General features: G+C 37.2%; 13 protein-coding genes and 1 pseudogene. 9 read left to right on the top strand and 5 right to left on the bottom strand.

Annotated elements, in window-relative coordinates:
* The first annotated feature begins 37 nt into the window (after positions 1–37).
* The 6 genes from ACEN4I_RS04020 to ACEN4I_RS03995 all read left to right on the top strand — a co-directional run bounded on the left by ACEN4I_RS04020 (position 38) and on the right by ACEN4I_RS03995 (position 7,247).
* Positions 38–1,336 carry a PTS sugar transporter subunit IIC gene (locus tag ACEN4I_RS04020; RefSeq protein ID WP_407102856.1) on the top strand — a complete coding sequence of 433 codons (1,299 nt, stop codon included), beginning with the start codon at positions 38–40 and terminating at the stop codon, positions 1,334–1,336.
* Positions 1,337–1,354: 18 nt separating this feature from the next.
* A complete protein-coding gene (locus ACEN4I_RS04015; RefSeq protein WP_407096978.1) occupies positions 1,355–2,773 on the top strand; it encodes a glycoside hydrolase family 1 protein in 1,419 nt (472 codons plus the stop codon).
* Between the two features lie 149 nt (positions 2,774–2,922).
* Positions 2,923–3,645, top strand: a complete 723-nt coding sequence (locus tag ACEN4I_RS04010) for a GntR family transcriptional regulator (protein ID WP_407096977.1) — start codon at positions 2,923–2,925, stop codon at positions 3,643–3,645.
* A 118-nt stretch (positions 3,646–3,763) separates the two neighbouring features.
* Positions 3,764–4,519: a type I methionyl aminopeptidase gene (gene map, locus ACEN4I_RS04005; protein WP_407102855.1), complete on the top strand. Its 756-nt coding sequence runs from the start codon at positions 3,764–3,766 to the stop codon at positions 4,517–4,519.
* 656 nt (positions 4,520–5,175) lie between these two features.
* Entirely contained in the window at positions 5,176–6,219 is a 1,044-nt protein-coding gene (locus ACEN4I_RS04000) for an acyltransferase (RefSeq protein WP_407102854.1), read from the top strand.
* A 104-nt stretch (positions 6,220–6,323) separates the two neighbouring features.
* Complete coding sequence (locus tag ACEN4I_RS03995) at positions 6,324–7,247, top strand: aldo/keto reductase family oxidoreductase (RefSeq protein WP_407102853.1); 924 nt, start codon at positions 6,324–6,326, stop codon at positions 7,245–7,247.
* A gap of 337 nt (positions 7,248–7,584) precedes the next feature.
* Here the strand turns inward: ACEN4I_RS03995 and galE are convergent, their stop codons facing one another.
* From galE to ACEN4I_RS03980, 3 genes are all read right to left on the bottom strand, one after another.
* Entirely contained in the window at positions 7,585–8,598 is a 1,014-nt protein-coding gene (gene galE / locus ACEN4I_RS03990) for a UDP-glucose 4-epimerase GalE (protein ID WP_407102852.1), read from the bottom strand.
* Between the two features lie 122 nt (positions 8,599–8,720).
* A complete protein-coding gene (locus ACEN4I_RS03985; RefSeq protein ID WP_407102851.1) occupies positions 8,721–9,806 on the bottom strand; it encodes a glycosyltransferase in 1,086 nt (361 codons plus the stop codon).
* A 76-nt stretch (positions 9,807–9,882) separates the two neighbouring features.
* A complete protein-coding gene (locus ACEN4I_RS03980; protein ID WP_407102850.1) occupies positions 9,883–10,629 on the bottom strand; it encodes a WecB/TagA/CpsF family glycosyltransferase in 747 nt (248 codons plus the stop codon).
* Between the two features lie 375 nt (positions 10,630–11,004).
* Here ACEN4I_RS03980 and ACEN4I_RS03975 point away from each other — a divergent pair, with 375 nt between their 5' ends.
* From ACEN4I_RS03975 to ACEN4I_RS03965, 3 genes are read left to right on the top strand one after another with little or no spacing between them, the layout of a single operon-like run.
* The gene (locus ACEN4I_RS03975; protein ID WP_407102849.1) at positions 11,005–12,063 is read left to right on the top strand and encodes a glycosyltransferase family 2 protein; all 1,059 of its coding nucleotides are present in this window, start codon (positions 11,005–11,007) and stop codon (positions 12,061–12,063) included.
* 22 nt (positions 12,064–12,085) lie between these two features.
* Positions 12,086–13,519, top strand: a complete 1,434-nt coding sequence (locus tag ACEN4I_RS03970) for a lipopolysaccharide biosynthesis protein (RefSeq protein WP_407102848.1) — start codon at positions 12,086–12,088, stop codon at positions 13,517–13,519.
* Positions 13,519–14,451, top strand: coding sequence for a glycosyltransferase (locus tag ACEN4I_RS03965; protein ID WP_407102847.1), 933 nt, complete (start codon positions 13,519–13,521; stop codon positions 14,449–14,451). Before ACEN4I_RS03970 ends, ACEN4I_RS03965 begins: the two co-directional genes overlap by 1 nt.
* 147 nt (positions 14,452–14,598) lie before the next feature.
* Here ACEN4I_RS03965 and ACEN4I_RS03960 read toward each other — a convergent pair whose 3' ends face one another.
* Together ACEN4I_RS03960 and ACEN4I_RS03955 are read right to left on the bottom strand one after the other, a co-directional pair.
* Positions 14,599–14,799, bottom strand: coding sequence for a WecB/TagA/CpsF family glycosyltransferase (locus ACEN4I_RS03960; RefSeq protein WP_407102846.1), 201 nt, complete (start codon positions 14,797–14,799; stop codon positions 14,599–14,601).
* Positions 14,783–15,186, bottom strand: a pseudogene (locus ACEN4I_RS03955) (WecB/TagA/CpsF family glycosyltransferase). The gene ACEN4I_RS03960 and the pseudogene ACEN4I_RS03955 overlap by 17 nt, the downstream one beginning before the upstream one ends.
* Positions 15,187–15,564: the final 378 nt, after the last annotated feature.

The raw sequence follows: 15,564 nt of genomic DNA, 5'->3' as shown, positions 1-15,564 counted from the left end.
ATAAAAATGTAAAAAAGATACAAAGGAGGAAGAAAGAATGGAAGATAGTAAATGGGTCATGTGGCTAGGGAATTTTGCAGCTAAGGTAAACAGTTACAAATACATTATTGCGATCAAAAATGCTTTTACGATGTTATTGCCAGTCATTATCACTGGTGCATTTGCCACTTTGGTTTCAAATATGGTATTTGGAACTACGAGTGGTCTAGCCGCTGTTAACGGTTTTGGATTTTTGGAGAATTTAAAACCGATCACTGATTCAATCAGCTATGCAACGTTAAATTTTTTGACAATCAGTGCAGTGTTTTTAATTGGGATGGAGCTAGGGAAGCTAAACAACTTAAAAGGTTTTTTTCCCGGATTACTAGCTGTTATCAGTTACATAGCCGTTATCCCCAAAACAATTGATGCCTTAGTCAATGAAGAGCCGGTTGCTGTAGTAGACGTAATTGCTAAACAGTACACGAATAGTTCAGGTTTATTTTTAGGAATGTTTATTGCTATTTTATCGATTGAATTATTTAGCTGGTTGCAGAGACAAGACAAATTAACCATTCATATGCCGGACTCTGTGCCATCTAATGTTTCTGCCAGCTTCTCAGCATTGATTCCTACTATTTTGACTATCACAGCTATCGCTACATTAGGATTTATTGTATTGGCTGTTACAGGAATGTCACTATATGACATTATTTATACGATTGTTCAAGAACCGTTGTCCAACTTGGTTTCGGGACTACCGGGCATATTATTGCTGATGTTTGTTTCTCAAGTTTTTTGGGTGATAGGGATTCATGGGAATCAAATCATCAAACCAATCCGTGAACCGATTTTATTAGCTGCAATCGCAGAAAATACAGCTGCTTTTGAAGCTGGAGAAGCTATTCCAAATATTATCAACATGCCTTTCTGGGATATCTATATGAGTATTGGTGGATCTGGTGTGACTTTTGGATTACTGATTGCTATTTTCATTGTCAGTAAGCGTGAAGACTACCGTTCTATTTCTAAATTATCGCTAGCACCAGGATTGTTCAATATTAACGAACCAATGATTTTTGGATTACCCATCATGTTAAACCCGGTAATGGCGATTCCATTTATTATTACGCCTTTAGTTACTGGAGTCATTGGCTATTTTGCAACAGCTATTGGATTTGCAGGACCAGCAGTCGTGATGATTCCATGGACAACGCCACCAATCATCAGTGCTTACCTTGCAACAGCAGGTAGTCTTGGAGCTGTTGCGACACAGTTGATTTGTATCGTTGTGGCGACTTTGATTTACTTGCCATTTGTAAAAGCTTCAAATGTGACAAAAGCAGTAGCAGACTAAACTTAGAGGAGAGATTTCGTGATTAAAACAATACCAGAAGATTTTATCGTTGGAGCAGCATCATCCGCATGGCAAACAGAAGGCTGGAAAGGCAAAAAAGAAGGACAAGATTCCTACTTAGATACGTGGTACAAGAATGAACGCCACGTTTGGCATGATGGATACGGACCAGGGGTAGCGACAAACTTTTATGAACGATACGCAGAAGACGTTGCCTACATGAAAGAGATCGGCTTGACTCATTACCGGACCTCTATCAATTGGTCTCGCTTCTTTACCAATTATGAAACTTTTGAAGTAGATGAAGAGTATGCACAACACGTGAGCGACTTGATTGATACTTTACTGGATGCTGGTGTTGAACCGATGTTGTGTCTGGAACATTATGAATTGCCGACTACCTTACAGGAAAAGTACGATGGTTGGAGTTCGAAAAAAGTCGTTGAATTATTTGTCGGTTACGCCGAAATCGCCTTTGAACGGTACGCTGATCGAGTAAAGAGCTGGTTTACATTCAACGAACCGATCGTAATCCAAACACGTGTGTATTTAGACGCGATCCGTTACCCCCATGAACAAGATACGCGCAAATGGATGCAATGGAATCACCACAAAGTTTTAGCTACAGCAAAAGTGGTCGAATTGTACCACCGAAAAAAATACGATGGAGAAATCGGTGTCGTTTTGAATCCAGAAGTGACGTATCCACGTTCTTCTTCGCTTGCGGACAAAAAAGCAGCTGACATGTATGACTTATTCTATAACCGAGTCTTTATGGATCCATTGGTAAAAGGTGAATATTCGGAAGACTTGTTCCAAGTGATGGCCTTACACGACATTACTTTTGATTACACACAAGAGGAGCTTACTATTATCAAAGAAAATACAGTGGATTACTTAGGTGTGAATTTGTACTTTCCGCATCGTGTCCAAGCACCTAAGCATCAGTGGAATGAAAATACTCCATTCCATCCTGCCTATTACTTTGATCCGTTTGAATTACCTGGTCGTCGGATGAACAAATCACGCGGTTGGGAGATCTATCCACAAATCGTCTACGATATGGGAATGCGTTTAAAAGAGGAATATGGGAATATTCCATGGATCCTGACTGAAAACGGAATGGGCATTGAAGATGAAGAACGTTTCATGAACGAAGAAGGAGTTGTTCAAGACGATTACCGCATTGAATTTGTCAGCGAACATATCAGCCGCTTATTAGATGTGCGCGAAGCGGGTTCGAATTGTAGAGGGTACATGCTGTGGGCCTTTACAGATTGCGTTTCGCCTATGAATGCCTTTAAGAACCGTTATGGATTGGTACGGATTGATCTAGAAAACAATCGCGACCGTTCGTTAAAAAAATCGGCTTTTTGGTATAAAGAAATGATTGCACAACGTCAATTGGTTCTCCCGGATGAGCCTGAATTTAAATAGCGCAAATAAAAAAAAGAGTTGATTCTGTCAACTCTTTTTTATTCCTTTAAATTTGACTATACAATTTAGTTCACTGATATGTATAAGTAGACAGCTTCGTGCTATACTAAATAAGAATTCCCGTTATCTTATGAGGTAGGTGAAAAGTGGTGGCAAAATACAAAGAAGTCGCAAATGAAATTCGAAAACGTATCAAAAACGGGACATACCCCATTGAAGACCGAATGCCTGACCAAACGACATTGGCAAAAGAATTCCAAACGAGTCGCGTGACTATTAAAAAAGCGTTAGATCTGCTGACAGTTGTCGGTTTGATTTATACGATTCAAGGTTCTGGAACGTACATCAAACAGAACGCCCTCCAATTAGCAGAATCCAGTATCCGCATTGGACAAAATGTTGGTCTAACTGCTCATGTGGACGAAAGCATGGAATTGGAAAACAAAACGTTGAAATTCGATGTGCGTTTTCCGACAGAAGAAGAGTGCGAACAATTGCTGCTCAAAAAAGAAGATCCGGTATATGAAATTGAAAGGTTGCGTATTTTGAACAATCAGCCTTATTCTTTGGAACATTCGATCTTGCCGCTGACTCTTGTTCCAGGGGTGACTCAAGAGGTCTTGCAGCAATCTATGTATGACTACATTCGGAATGAATTAGGGATCGTATTTGGCGAAAATCGGCAAACGATTCGAGCCGCTCAACCGGATGAATTGGATAAGGAATACTTAAACTGTTCAGAAGACGAACCGGTCCTAGAAGTGAGTAAAGTGATGTTCACTTCAAGTGGCATACCTTTGGAATATTCTAAAGTTCGACACCGATTTGACATGGTGGAGATGTCTTTCGTGAATCTCAATACAGAACTATAGTAAGCGTATTTATAGGCTTTTGGGATAAATAACAGACAGAGTTACCCTTCACAATCTGTGAAAATGCGTTATAATAGTAAGGAATGGACAGTGTAAAAAATAGAAATGAGGAATATAAGTGATTACATTAAAGTCAGCACGTGAAATTGATGCAATGGATGAGTCCGGTACTTTACTAGCGAACATGCATATTGCATTGCGTGATTTTATTAAACCTGGGATTACTAGTTGGGACATTGAAGAATTTTGCCATAAATTTATTATTGATAATGGAGCTATTCCAGAGCAAATTGGTTTTGAAGGATATGAATACGCAACTTGTGTCAGCATCAATGATGAAATTTGTCATGGTTTTCCGCGTAAAGAGAAATTAAAAGATGGAGATCTGATCAAAGTGGATACGGTTATCAATTTGAAAGGGGCTTTGAGCGACTCTTGTTGGAGTTACATTGTTGGAGAGTCTACTCCTGAGTTGGACAAATTGATGGAAGTAACTCTTACAGCTTTATACAAAGGAATCGAGCAAGCACAAGTTGGAAACCGCATCGGTGACATCGGTCATGCAATTCAATCTTATGTAGAACCTGAAGGCTTTTCAGTCGTACGTGAATTTATCGGTCATGGAATTGGACCAACACTTCATGAAGCCCCATCTGTACCTCACTATGGTGAAGCAGGTAAAGGCTTGCGTTTGAAAGAAGGAATGGTCATTACGATCGAACCCATGATCAATACTGGTACATGGAAATCGAAAATGGACAACAACGGTTGGACAGCGCGCACAGAAGACGGCGGAATCAGCTGCCAATTCGAGCACACATTAGCGATCACGAAAGACGGTCCACGCATTTTAACTTCTCAAGGGGATCAATAAATAAACTAGCATCATCATTAGTCGAATTCATTGACTGGTGATGATGTTTTTTGTTTAGTGAGGAGAAAGCTAGAGTTGTGAGAAAGGTTAGATGTTCCAATTTCCAGTAAAAAAGACAAAACAGGAACGCAAAATCAATTTAGGCAGGTTATTCATCAAGTGAGCATGGAATTGTTTCCCACTTGATGAATAAAGTGGGTTTACTCATTAAGTGGCATTAAAAGAAGTACTCACTTGACTAATAAAGCAGGTTTATTCATCAAGTGAACATTGAAAGAAGACTCACTTGAAGAATAAATTAAAATAACAACGCCACTGGTTGTCTCAAAGCCACTGTATTACTGTTCCAACAGAGTTTAAGGATAGAGTAATAAGAAATATCTTATGTTTCGTGAATAAATGTCCGCAAAAGCCCCCTTTAGCCCCCTTTGAACCACTTGCAGCCTAAATTCGTAACTATGCGTGGATATAAAAAATGCACCTGAAAATTAAGTGTTAGCCTAACTTTCGGTGGAGCGTTACCGATTCAGTTCAATCCTATTTAATACAATCACAAGAACGAGTGTGACTAAACTACTGACCCTGAAGAGCAGATAGAAGAACCTTTTCATAATTGTTTGGTATAATACAGTACGATAATGAAAAAGGAGTAAATTATGAAAAATCGTTTATGGTATGTAGATTTAATTCGCATCACGTCCATTTTTTTAGTCATTGTTGTCCATGTTTCATCCAGCAATTTTGATTGGTACCAAATCAATTCGATGGAATGGCAGACATTAAATGCTTTTGATGCGGTAGCACGTATTTGTGTGCCGTTATTTGTGATGATCAGTGGAATATTTTTCTTAGAACCCACAAAAGAAATTGGGATCAGAAAATTGTACCGCAAAAATATCTGGCGGATCGTACGTGTATTCCTTTTCTGGTCGTCTTTCTATGCTGTTTTTATGGCGTTTTATCCGTTTCAGTCATTTTCTGCAGACCAAGTGAGTGAAACAATCGACCGCTTTATTGAAGGGCATTTTCATTTGTGGTTTTTATTTCGGATTGTGGAATTGTATATTATGACGCCTTTTTTACGCAAAATAGCGGAAGAAAAGAAATTAATGCAATACATAATGGCGTATTGTTTCGTGCTAGGTTTTCTCATTCCGACAATTCGACAGTTTCCGATTGGCTCAACAGTCACTATCGCCGATGACTGGATAAATCTGGACATTACGTTTGGTTATGTCGGATATTTCTTTGCGGGAAGTTATTTGCACCGCTATGGAGTAACACCGAAAGTAAAGCGCTGGATCTATGGATTGGGAATTGTGGGGCTGTTAGTAACCTTGTTCGGAACCAGCTATTTATCTTTAGAAGCCGGAAAACCAGTAGGGTGGTTGTTTGAATATTTGACACCGAATGTCATGATGACCAGTATCGCTGTTTTTGTGTGGTTCAAAGAAACTTTTAACAATCGTGTTTTTTCTGAAACAGCTAGAAAATGGATCAAGGAATTCTCCGATATTTCCTTTGGGGTTTATTTGAGCCATGTATTGATCATCTTTCTGTTGAACTCAGCTAACATAGATACCCAATTGTTGAACCCCTTGATTTCGGTTCCTTTATTAGTATTACTTGTGGCAGCTTTGGGTTATGTTGTCGTGAAAATGCTGATCAAAATACCTGGACTCAAAAAATGGATTTTATAGAACAATGCTAAAAGCAGTGGCTCAGGAGAGGACTTTTTCAGGTAAAGAGTGGTATACTATAATGGAAAACGATTTCAAAAATATAGTGAAGCGGAGGAAGACAAGTGAAAAAAATCAACATAGGACAATCAAGATTAATGGCATCCGAAATTTCCCTTGGTATTATGCGTATGAACACTTTGTCCAATGAAGAAGCTAAAACAGTCATTGAGACTGCTATTCATGAAGGTATTGATTATTTTGATCATGCCGATATTTATGGTCGCGGAGATTCGGAACAGATTTTTGGACAAGCCTTTAAAGAGTTGGGGATCTCGCGGGACAAAGTTTTGCTGCAAACGAAAACTGGAATCGTTCCAGGAGTGATGTTTGATTTTTCAAAAGAACACATCATTGAATCTGTAGAAGCTAGTTTGAAACGTCTTCAGACAGATTATGTCGACACATTACTGTTGCATCGTCCCGATACGTTAGTAGAACCAGAGGAAGTAGCAGCTGCTTTTGACGAACTGGAAAAAGCGGGAAAAGTGCGCTATTTTGGTGTCAGCAACCAAAATCCGCTTCAAATTGAACTGCTCAAAAAAACAGTTGAACAACCTCTGATTGCTAATCAGTTGCAGTTGAGCATTACGCATGCACCCATGATTGATGCTGGCTTTAACGTCAATATGGTCAATGAAGCGTCCGTAGTTCACGATGGTGGTATTTTGGAATACAGTCGACTAAATGATATGACCATCCAACCCTGGTCGCCATTCCAAGCAGGTAATGGGAAGAAAGGCTTATTCTTTGATCACCCAGATTATCCAGAGCTAAATCAGTTGATCAATGAAATGGCCGCTGAAAAGGCTGTGGCTCGCGAAGCTATTGCTGTTGCTTGGTTGTTGCGTCATCCAGCACGAATGCAGCCGATTGTGGGAAGCATGAATCCGGATCGTATCAAAGCTATTTGCCAAGCGTCAGAAATCACCTTGACTCGTGAAGAGTGGTATAAATTGTATAAGAGTACTGGGAAAGTTTTACCATAAACTGCAGGAGCCATCATCTGAATTGGGATGATGGCTTTGTACTCGCTAGAAATCCGTCTAGTTCATAATGACAGTTACAGCAAGTTGAGGATTATTAAGTAGAAGCAGTCTATCTCACAATAGCGCTGACAGCAAGTTGAGGATTATTAAGTAGAAGCAGTCTATCTCACAATAGCGCTGGTAGAAGTGTGAGGTTTATGAGCTAGAAGCCGTCTATCGAGCAATTGTGTACCCATTTGATCAAAAGAGTTTATCTTCTAAGTGAGTAGTGTAATAGAATAAAAAAATGCCCCATTCGCTGATGTAATGTTCATCAGCGAATGGGGCATTTCAGTTATTATTCTGCATAACCATTCGGGTTGTTATTTTGCCATTTCCAAGAGTCACGGCACATGTCTTCTAAAGACAATTCCGCTTTCCAGTCTAACTCAGTGGCAGCTTTAGTTGCATCAGAGTAACACGTTCCAATGTCACCAGGACGTCTTTCAACGATTTCGTAAGGCACTTTTTGACCAGTGGCTTTTTCGAAGTTGTTTACAACATCAAGCACACTATATCCCACACCGGTTCCTAAGTTATAAGCTTCAATTTGTTCTGTTTCTAACACTTTTTTAACAGCTTTTAAATGACCTTTTGCCAAATCAACTACGTGAATGTAGTCGCGGACACCTGTACCGTCAGGAGTATCGTAGTCATCTCCGAATACACTTAAGTGATCACGTTTGCCAACAGCCACTTGAGTGATGTACGGCATTAAATTATTTGGAATTCCATTTGGATCTTCACCAATACGGCCGCTTTCGTGTGCTCCGATTGGGTTGAAGTAACGAAGAAGCGCGATGCTCCAAGAATGATCTGCAGCATACACGTCTTGTAGGATTTGTTCAATCATCATTTTTGTTGTCCCATATGGATTTGTTGTACTTAATGGCAAGTCTTCTGTAAGTGGAGAAACATTGTTCATTCCATAAACGGTTGCAGATGAACTGAACACGATTTTCTTCACATTGTATTGTGCCATCAATTCGCACAATACAAAAGTACCCGTTAAGTTATTGTGGTAGTATTTCAAAGGTTCGGCAACCGATTCGCCGACTGCTTTGTAACCCGCAAAGTGGATCACTGCTTCAATAGCGTTCTCTTTAAAGACAGGTTCCAATGCTTCTTTGTCTAAAATATTTGCTTCGTAAAATTTGAAGCCTTTACCCGTAAGTTCTTTGATGCGATTTAAGACTTCTGGTTTGCTGTTTGAGTAGTCATCTACAATGACTACTTCATAATTTGCATTCAATAATTCTACTACTGTATGGCTGCCGATATAACCAGCACCGCCTGTAACTAAAATTGACATAAATTAGCCTTCTTTCTTAAGTTGGTTTCTTTAATTTAAAAGGTTCTTTCATCTGTTTTATTTTATCACACAAACTATTTTCTTGATAGTTTAGAATGGAATGTCTATTTTTTCGACATGATTTACTGAAGCAACTTTTGGTAAAGAGCGACAGTATTGTTGTAGAAACGAGGAAGAGAAAACTGATCGGAAGCTAACTGATACACTTTCTCACCTTTAGCTTTTAAGTCATTTTGTTCCCAAGCGTTATAAGCTTCGTTTAAAGCTTCTGTTAGAGAACTGACTGAGTGGGCCGGAATACACCAGCCATAACTGCTATCTGGCAGTAATCGTTGGATATCGCCAACATTCGTAGCGATAAATGGGACTTTTTGTTTAGCCGATTCCAGCAGAACTAAAGGGAAGCCTTCATTGTAAGAAGCTAAAACTGTCAAATCAGATTGAGCAATTTGTGTTTCAACTTGTCCGGAATCCAAAAATCCATGAAATTGGACTTGTTTTTGCAAGTTCAATTCTTGAACCATTTGCTCAAGTGTAGGTTTTAATTCACCATCGCCAACTAAATGCAAATTGAAATCCATAAATTGAGCAGCGGCTAAACTCTTCAACAAGACTTCGTGTCCTTTAATAGGATGCAAGCGAGCAACACAAGTTAAAGTAAATACCTCATTTTTAGACTTTCGTTCGACTTCATCCGTTTCAAATTGAATTCCATTATAAATAATAGTCATATTGTCTTTTTTTACTCCCAAATCAAGTAAAGGTCGTTCTAAACTGTCAGATACCAGTATTAAATAATCTGCTTTTTTCAGGCTCGCGATATTTAATTTAGTGAAAATAGTCCCTTTTAATCCTTGATTCATGAAATCAAGAGTAGGGTCACTGTGGACAGTAGTCACCCAAATGGAAGGAATTTTTTTATGGATAGCGGCAAACATAAAATTCGCACGCGCGCCATGCGTGTGCACAATATCAAAAGAACCTTCTATAATAAATTGAGCCATTCGTTTTAGAATAGATAAATCATAACGCGATTTCTGTTCAATCCTGTGGACAGTAATACCTAATTTTGTTGCTTCTTCAGCGATGATACCATTCTCTAAGACAAGTAGCTCAGCCGTTGCTGAATCAAATTGAGAGAGCAACGACAGGATATGGTTTTTACCGCCACCATTCTCTAAACCTGCATTTACGTGTAGTACTTTCATAGATAGTTAACCTCATTTATCATCAATTTTAATCTCTTTATTTTCACAAAAAAACTGAACAAAGTTATGTTCAGTTTTAGGATTGTTTATTGCGAAGCTGTTTTTTCTCTTGCTTGACTTCATGCAAAAAGTGAGGCAAAGCCATCATCCGCTTGATACGGTAAGGCTGTTTGATCAAACGATACAGCCACTCGATATTTAATTGGATAAATATTTTTGGTGATCGTTTGGACTTGCCAGACAAAACATCAAAGCTGCCGCCAACGCCCATTAGTAACCCTTTTGAAGCAGTTTGCAAGTATTGATGAATCCATTGCTCTTGTCTCGGATAGCCGGTTGCAACAAATACCATATCAGGTTCAGTTTGTTGAATTTGTTCAATAATCGATGTATCGGACAAATCAAAGTAGCCATTTCTTGCTCCAACTAAATGAATAGAAGGATAGCGTTCTTGAACTTTTTGAACAGTACTTTGTAAAACGTCCTCTTTTGCACCTAATAAGTAAACACGGCTGCCATTTTTATCCGCTTCTTCAAGCAAACTGATCATTAAATCATATCCTGCGACGCGTTCTACAATAGGCGTTCCTAATATTTTTGAGCCCTTGATGATGCCGATACCATCCGCTATGACATAGTCCGCTTCTTTTACTAGCAACATATAAGAGGAATCTTTTTTTGCGTACATCACGATTTCTGGATTCGCTGTGACGACAAATGTTTTTTTGTTTTGATGGATCCGTTTCATTAATTCTTTGAGGAGTGTGCCTTTAGTTTTATTATCAAAAGAAACCCCTAATACCGATACTTTTTTATGCTCCATATTCCCTAATCATCCTTAACACGTTTACTAGTCTAACTTTTTATTTATCATACCATTGAAGTAGCTTAGAGATAAAGTAAAGATTCCTTTTTTATTAAACTGAAAATAAGGTATAAATCCTTTTGTGCAAATGAACTTTCAAATGAAAGTTATCCACTTTAGTATAACGGAAAAAGAAAGAAAAAAACTTTTTTTTGTATGATTATAATCCGTAAGCATATTTTACTTAGGGTTGAACAATAGAATAACGCCTCATGTATATAACAATTCTCTAGAGTTTACCGAGAAACTCTTAAGAAAACTGTAATGTTTGGACTGTAAGATTATGCTATAATAGGCAAGTCATTGCAACAGTCAGCAGGAAAGGATAGACCTATGAGCAAAGTATCTATTATTATGCCTATTTATAACGTGGCTGAACAATTAAAAAATGCCATTCAATGCGCGTTAAATCAAACGTACCACAATATCGAGCTGATATTAGTGAATGATGGTTCAACTGATGAATCTGGAGCTATTTGCGATCATTACCAACAAGAAGATACGCGAATCACAGTCATTCACCAAAAAAATGCGGGTTCAGGTTATGCCAGAAATGCAGGTCTTAATGCAGCTGTTGGAGAATATATTTACTTCGCTGATCCTGATGATTACTTTGAAGAAACCTTGATTGAAGAAACTGTTGCAAAAGCTGAAGAGACCAATGCAAATATGGTGGTATTTGGTTACATTAACGAAACGATCAATAAAGCTGGGGATGTCCATCAAGTAGAGCAGCTGCCTCTATTAAGCGGGAAACTTTCTAAAGAAGACTTCAGAGAACAGTTTCGAAAACACTATGCTCTGTCTCCGTATGCGTTATGGAATAAATTGTATCGACGTGAATATTTAGAACAACGCCATTGCCGGTTTACAAATCAAAAAGTAGGACAAGATGCTTTATTCAACCAACAGGTAGGCTATGATCTAGAGGATGTAGTCTATCACCAAAAAGCGTATTACCATTATGTATTTCGAGAAGGCTCAGCGGTCAATCGCTATCGAAAAGAACGGTTTTCATATGAATACAACATTGCAAACCATTTTGAAAAATGGATGCAGCACTGGGAAAAAGAACAGCAGTATGCAGATCTGGTTCATAAAGAATACTGGGGTGCTCTCTATTTGGAATTAAGCAATTTGGCATGGAAAGATTGCCCGTTAAGTACTAGTGAAAAAGTGGAACGAGTAGAAGAGATTATGAGTGACTCGAAAATCAATCTGGCAGTGTCAGAATTTAACGTAGAAGAGGAATCGAATGCGTTTGTAAAATTACTGATCAAATTATTAAAAAAAGAACGTTATTTTAGTGCGTTACAAGTGATGCATTTAAGGGTAGTGGTGGGGAAGAATTTCCAAACCAGCTTTAAATGGATCAAAGAAAAATTTAGCTAAGGCAATAAGGAGAAGATCATTGATGGGAATGGCTGATGAATTTAAGAAAGGTGTTTTTTACAGCGCTTTGGGAAAATATTCCAACGTTGTGATTCAGCTGGTAGTAACGGCAATTTTATCAAGAATTTTGACTCCTCAAGAGTATGGAATCGTGGCGGTAGTAAATGTTTTTTTGATCTTTTTCCAAATGTTGGCTGATTTCGGAATAGGGCCAGCCATTATTCAAAATAAAACCTTAACAAAGTATGAAATAAACAGTATTTTTGGATTTTCTATTTATTTAGCCTTATTCTTAGGAATTGTGTTTGTCTTCCTAGGCTATCCCATTAGTATTTTTTACAGCAATCAAGTGTACATACCCATTAGCATGGTATTAGCCGTTTGTTTGTTTTTTTATGGCGTATTAGTGGTCCCGCAATCGATATTGCTGCGCGAAAAAAAATTCAGTACCGTAAACATGGTCACTATCTTAGCAAATGTAGCTTCAGGAGTAGTCTCAATCGTTTTGGCATTTAATGGATTCAGTTATTATGCATTGATTATCAGCAATACTGTCAAAGCGGCTTTATTATTTGTTGTCTTTTATTTTAAAACAGATATCAACCCTCAATTCAAATTAGATACCAGTCCGTTAAAAAAGATATTCAGTTTCTCTAAAAATCAGTTTCTGTTTAATTTTATCAATTATTTTTCAAGAAATCTGGACAGTATGCTGATTGGGCGTTACTTTTCAGCTAGTGCGCTAGCTTTTTACGATAAAGCTTATCAGGTATCATTGTATCCCAATCAAATATTGACCAACGTGATTTCACCTGTTATCCAACCGATCATGTCGGAGTATGAAACGGATTTGCAAAAAATCAAAACGGTCTACTTAAAAATTACGACTATTTTAGCTTCCATTGGACTTCCTTTGTCAGTCTTTTTATTCTTTAATGCGAGCGAAATCATTTTATTTTTATTTGGAGATCAATGGAGTGGAAGTGTGCTTCCTTTTCAAATTTTAGCTGTTTCTGTGTGGGTGCAAATGATATCCAGCAGTACAGGGGCTATCTTCCAATCCGCTAACCGGACCGATTTATTGCTGCTTTCTGGAATTTTATCAGCCATTGTGACAGTCTCCGCTATTTTCATCGGGATCTTTGCTGGTAAGATAGAATATGTGGCTTTAATGGTCATTATCGCTTTTTCAATCAATTTTGTTCAAACCATTTATCTCCTGATGTATCGATTATTTCAAACAAACTTTACAGAAGTCATCAAAGCTTTAGTAAAGCCACTGATTATGGCTGCGCTCCAAATGGTATTCTTTTTCTTCATGCCCGAATTGCCTTTTGTGAACTTTATTAATCTTCTTATCTACGGGTCAGCTTTTGTAGTGTTATTTGGAATCGGGTTGATGGTTACGGGGCAAATGAAATTACTTAAAGATGTATTAGTGAAAGGAAAAAAGTAATGGTAGAATATCCTTTAGTTTCAGTGATTGTACCAGTATACAATGTAGAAGTTTATATAGAAGACTGTCTTCAATCAATCATTGACCAAACGTATCAACAATTAGAAATCATTGTCATTGATGATGGCAGTACCGACAACAGCAATCAAAAAGTACAACCTTATTTATCAGATAAGCGAGTTCAGCTGATTACGCAAGCCAATAAAGGATTGTCTGGGGCAAGAAATACCGGATTGGGAATAGCGATTGGAAAATACGTACTGTTTGTAGATTCAGATGATTACATTCAATTGAATACTATAGAAGAAACTGTAAAGTATCTTGAAAAAAATCAATTGGATTTGATTCGTTTTAATGGTAAGGCGTTTCTTGACGAGCTGAACGAACCTATTGAACAAAATTCTTATGATTTTAGTCATCGTTTACAAGAGGACATAATTTACACAAATAATTTGTTTAAAGCCAATCGTCGAACTTTTGTATCCCCAGTGTATTTATATATAATAAGAAGAGAAGTCCTTGAAAAAAACAACATTCGCTTTTATGAGGGTATTTTACATGAAGATGAGTTGTTCACGACACAAGTTTTTGTAGCTATTCATTCAATGATGTACATGAATCATTATTATTACAATAGACGTTATCGTGAAAATTCTATAATGACCAATCAAAGTAATGAAAGACTGAAACGAACGTTTGATTCTTACGCAGTCATCTATAAAGAATTAGAGAAGATGTACTTTCAAAACAACTATTCAAAAGAACAGAAGAAACTGATAAAACGCCAAATGTTGTCGATCTATAATGGACTGAAAGAGAATCCAGTAGGACCTGCCAGTAAAAATAAAAAAATGGCACAAATCAAAACAGTCACTTGGAAAGATAAAAGTTATCTGACTCTGCAAAAACTACGAAATAAAATATCAAAATAAAAAAGCAGAGGCTGGGGTTTTGTCCCAGCCTCTGCTTTAAATTTATAACGAATAATATCAAGAAGCATCAACAGAATATATAATATAACTAAACGTTTTTTTATACTTTACTGGCGACTACTAATAAAAATAATCAGTTAATTATGCTTACTTTTTTTTATTTCTTAGTTCTAAAATGAAATGATGTAAAACCATCATCCTGCCAATTCGTGACGGTTGTTTGTTCAGGCGATAAAACCATTCAAGATGAAACCTAAGAAAAAATTTTAGAGCTCGTTTAGTTTTTTCAGAAAGCACATCAAAGCTTATACCAACACCCCTTAATAAACCTTCAGTAGCAGTAGTCATATATTGTTGAACCCATTGCTCTTGTTTTGGAAACCCCAAAGCAACAAAATACTATATCAGGGTTAGTATATTGAATTTTGTCAATAATAGATTGATCTGAGAAGTCAAAGTAACCATTATGTGAACCAACGATATTAATGGGAGGATAGATTTGTTTCACTTTTTTATTGTTTTAACAGATACTTTTTCTGTAGCAACTAAAAAAGAAACCTTCAACTTATGCTGATTTGCTTTATTAAGTAAATTGAGCATTAATTCATATCCTGCTATTCTTTCAACTATTGGTGTTTGAATAATTTTAGCTTCTTTAATGTTGCCGATACCATCAGCAGCAATGTAATTGGCTTTTTTATGATATTCATATAGTTTGGATTTTTTAGCATACATAACAATTTCAGGATTTGCCGTAACTACAATTTTTTCTCCTCTTGAATCCGGAGCAATAATTCTTCAACAATTTTTTTGTTTTGTTATCAAATGACACTCCTAAAAGAGTAACTTTTTCTTGCTCCACATATTATTTAACCATCCTTAAAACAAATTCTAAATTCAACGTATTGTCTCACTAGTGTTGCATGAAACATAATATGTTTCACAATGTTATGTATCCTATTCCAATATGCAAAAAAGTCCTTTATACTGAACTTGGATGACTTATCCAAGACCAATAAAAAGGACCCAACTTATGGATAAGTATAAACTAAATTCTGCTTTTAATAAATGGTTTTCGGCAATTAAGTTAGAAAAATTACCGATTCCTATTCG

Origin of the sequence: Desemzia sp. FAM 23990, from assembly GCF_045528485.1 — a bacterium.
In the GTDB taxonomy this organism is placed as follows: Bacteria; Bacillota; Bacilli; order Lactobacillales; family Carnobacteriaceae; genus Desemzia.
This window is presented reverse-complemented; position numbering and strand designations above follow the sequence as displayed.

Bases quoted from the DNA above. Each gene is read 5' to 3' on its own strand.
- ACEN4I_RS03970 (WP_407102848.1), top strand. From the start codon at position 12,086: ATGGGAATGGCTGATGAATTTAAGAAAGGTGTTTTTTACAGCGCTTTG.
- galE (WP_407102852.1), bottom strand. From the start codon at position 8,598: ATGTCAATTTTAGTTACAGGCGGTGCTGGTTATATCGGCAGCCATACA.
- ACEN4I_RS03960 (WP_407102846.1), bottom strand. From the start codon at position 14,799: ATGACTACTGCTACTGAAGGTTTATTAAGGGGTGTTGGTATAAGCTTT.
- ACEN4I_RS03985 (WP_407102851.1), bottom strand. From the start codon at position 9,806: ATGAAAGTACTACACGTAAATGCAGGTTTAGAGAATGGTGGCGGTAAA.
- ACEN4I_RS04020 (WP_407102856.1), top strand. From the start codon at position 38: ATGGAAGATAGTAAATGGGTCATGTGGCTAGGGAATTTTGCAGCTAAG.
- ACEN4I_RS03975 (WP_407102849.1), top strand. From the start codon at position 11,005: ATGAGCAAAGTATCTATTATTATGCCTATTTATAACGTGGCTGAACAA.
- ACEN4I_RS04000 (WP_407102854.1), top strand. From the start codon at position 5,176: ATGAAAAATCGTTTATGGTATGTAGATTTAATTCGCATCACGTCCATT.
- ACEN4I_RS03980 (WP_407102850.1), bottom strand. From the start codon at position 10,629: ATGGAGCATAAAAAAGTATCGGTATTAGGGGTTTCTTTTGATAATAAA.
- ACEN4I_RS03965 (WP_407102847.1), top strand. From the start codon at position 13,519: ATGGTAGAATATCCTTTAGTTTCAGTGATTGTACCAGTATACAATGTA.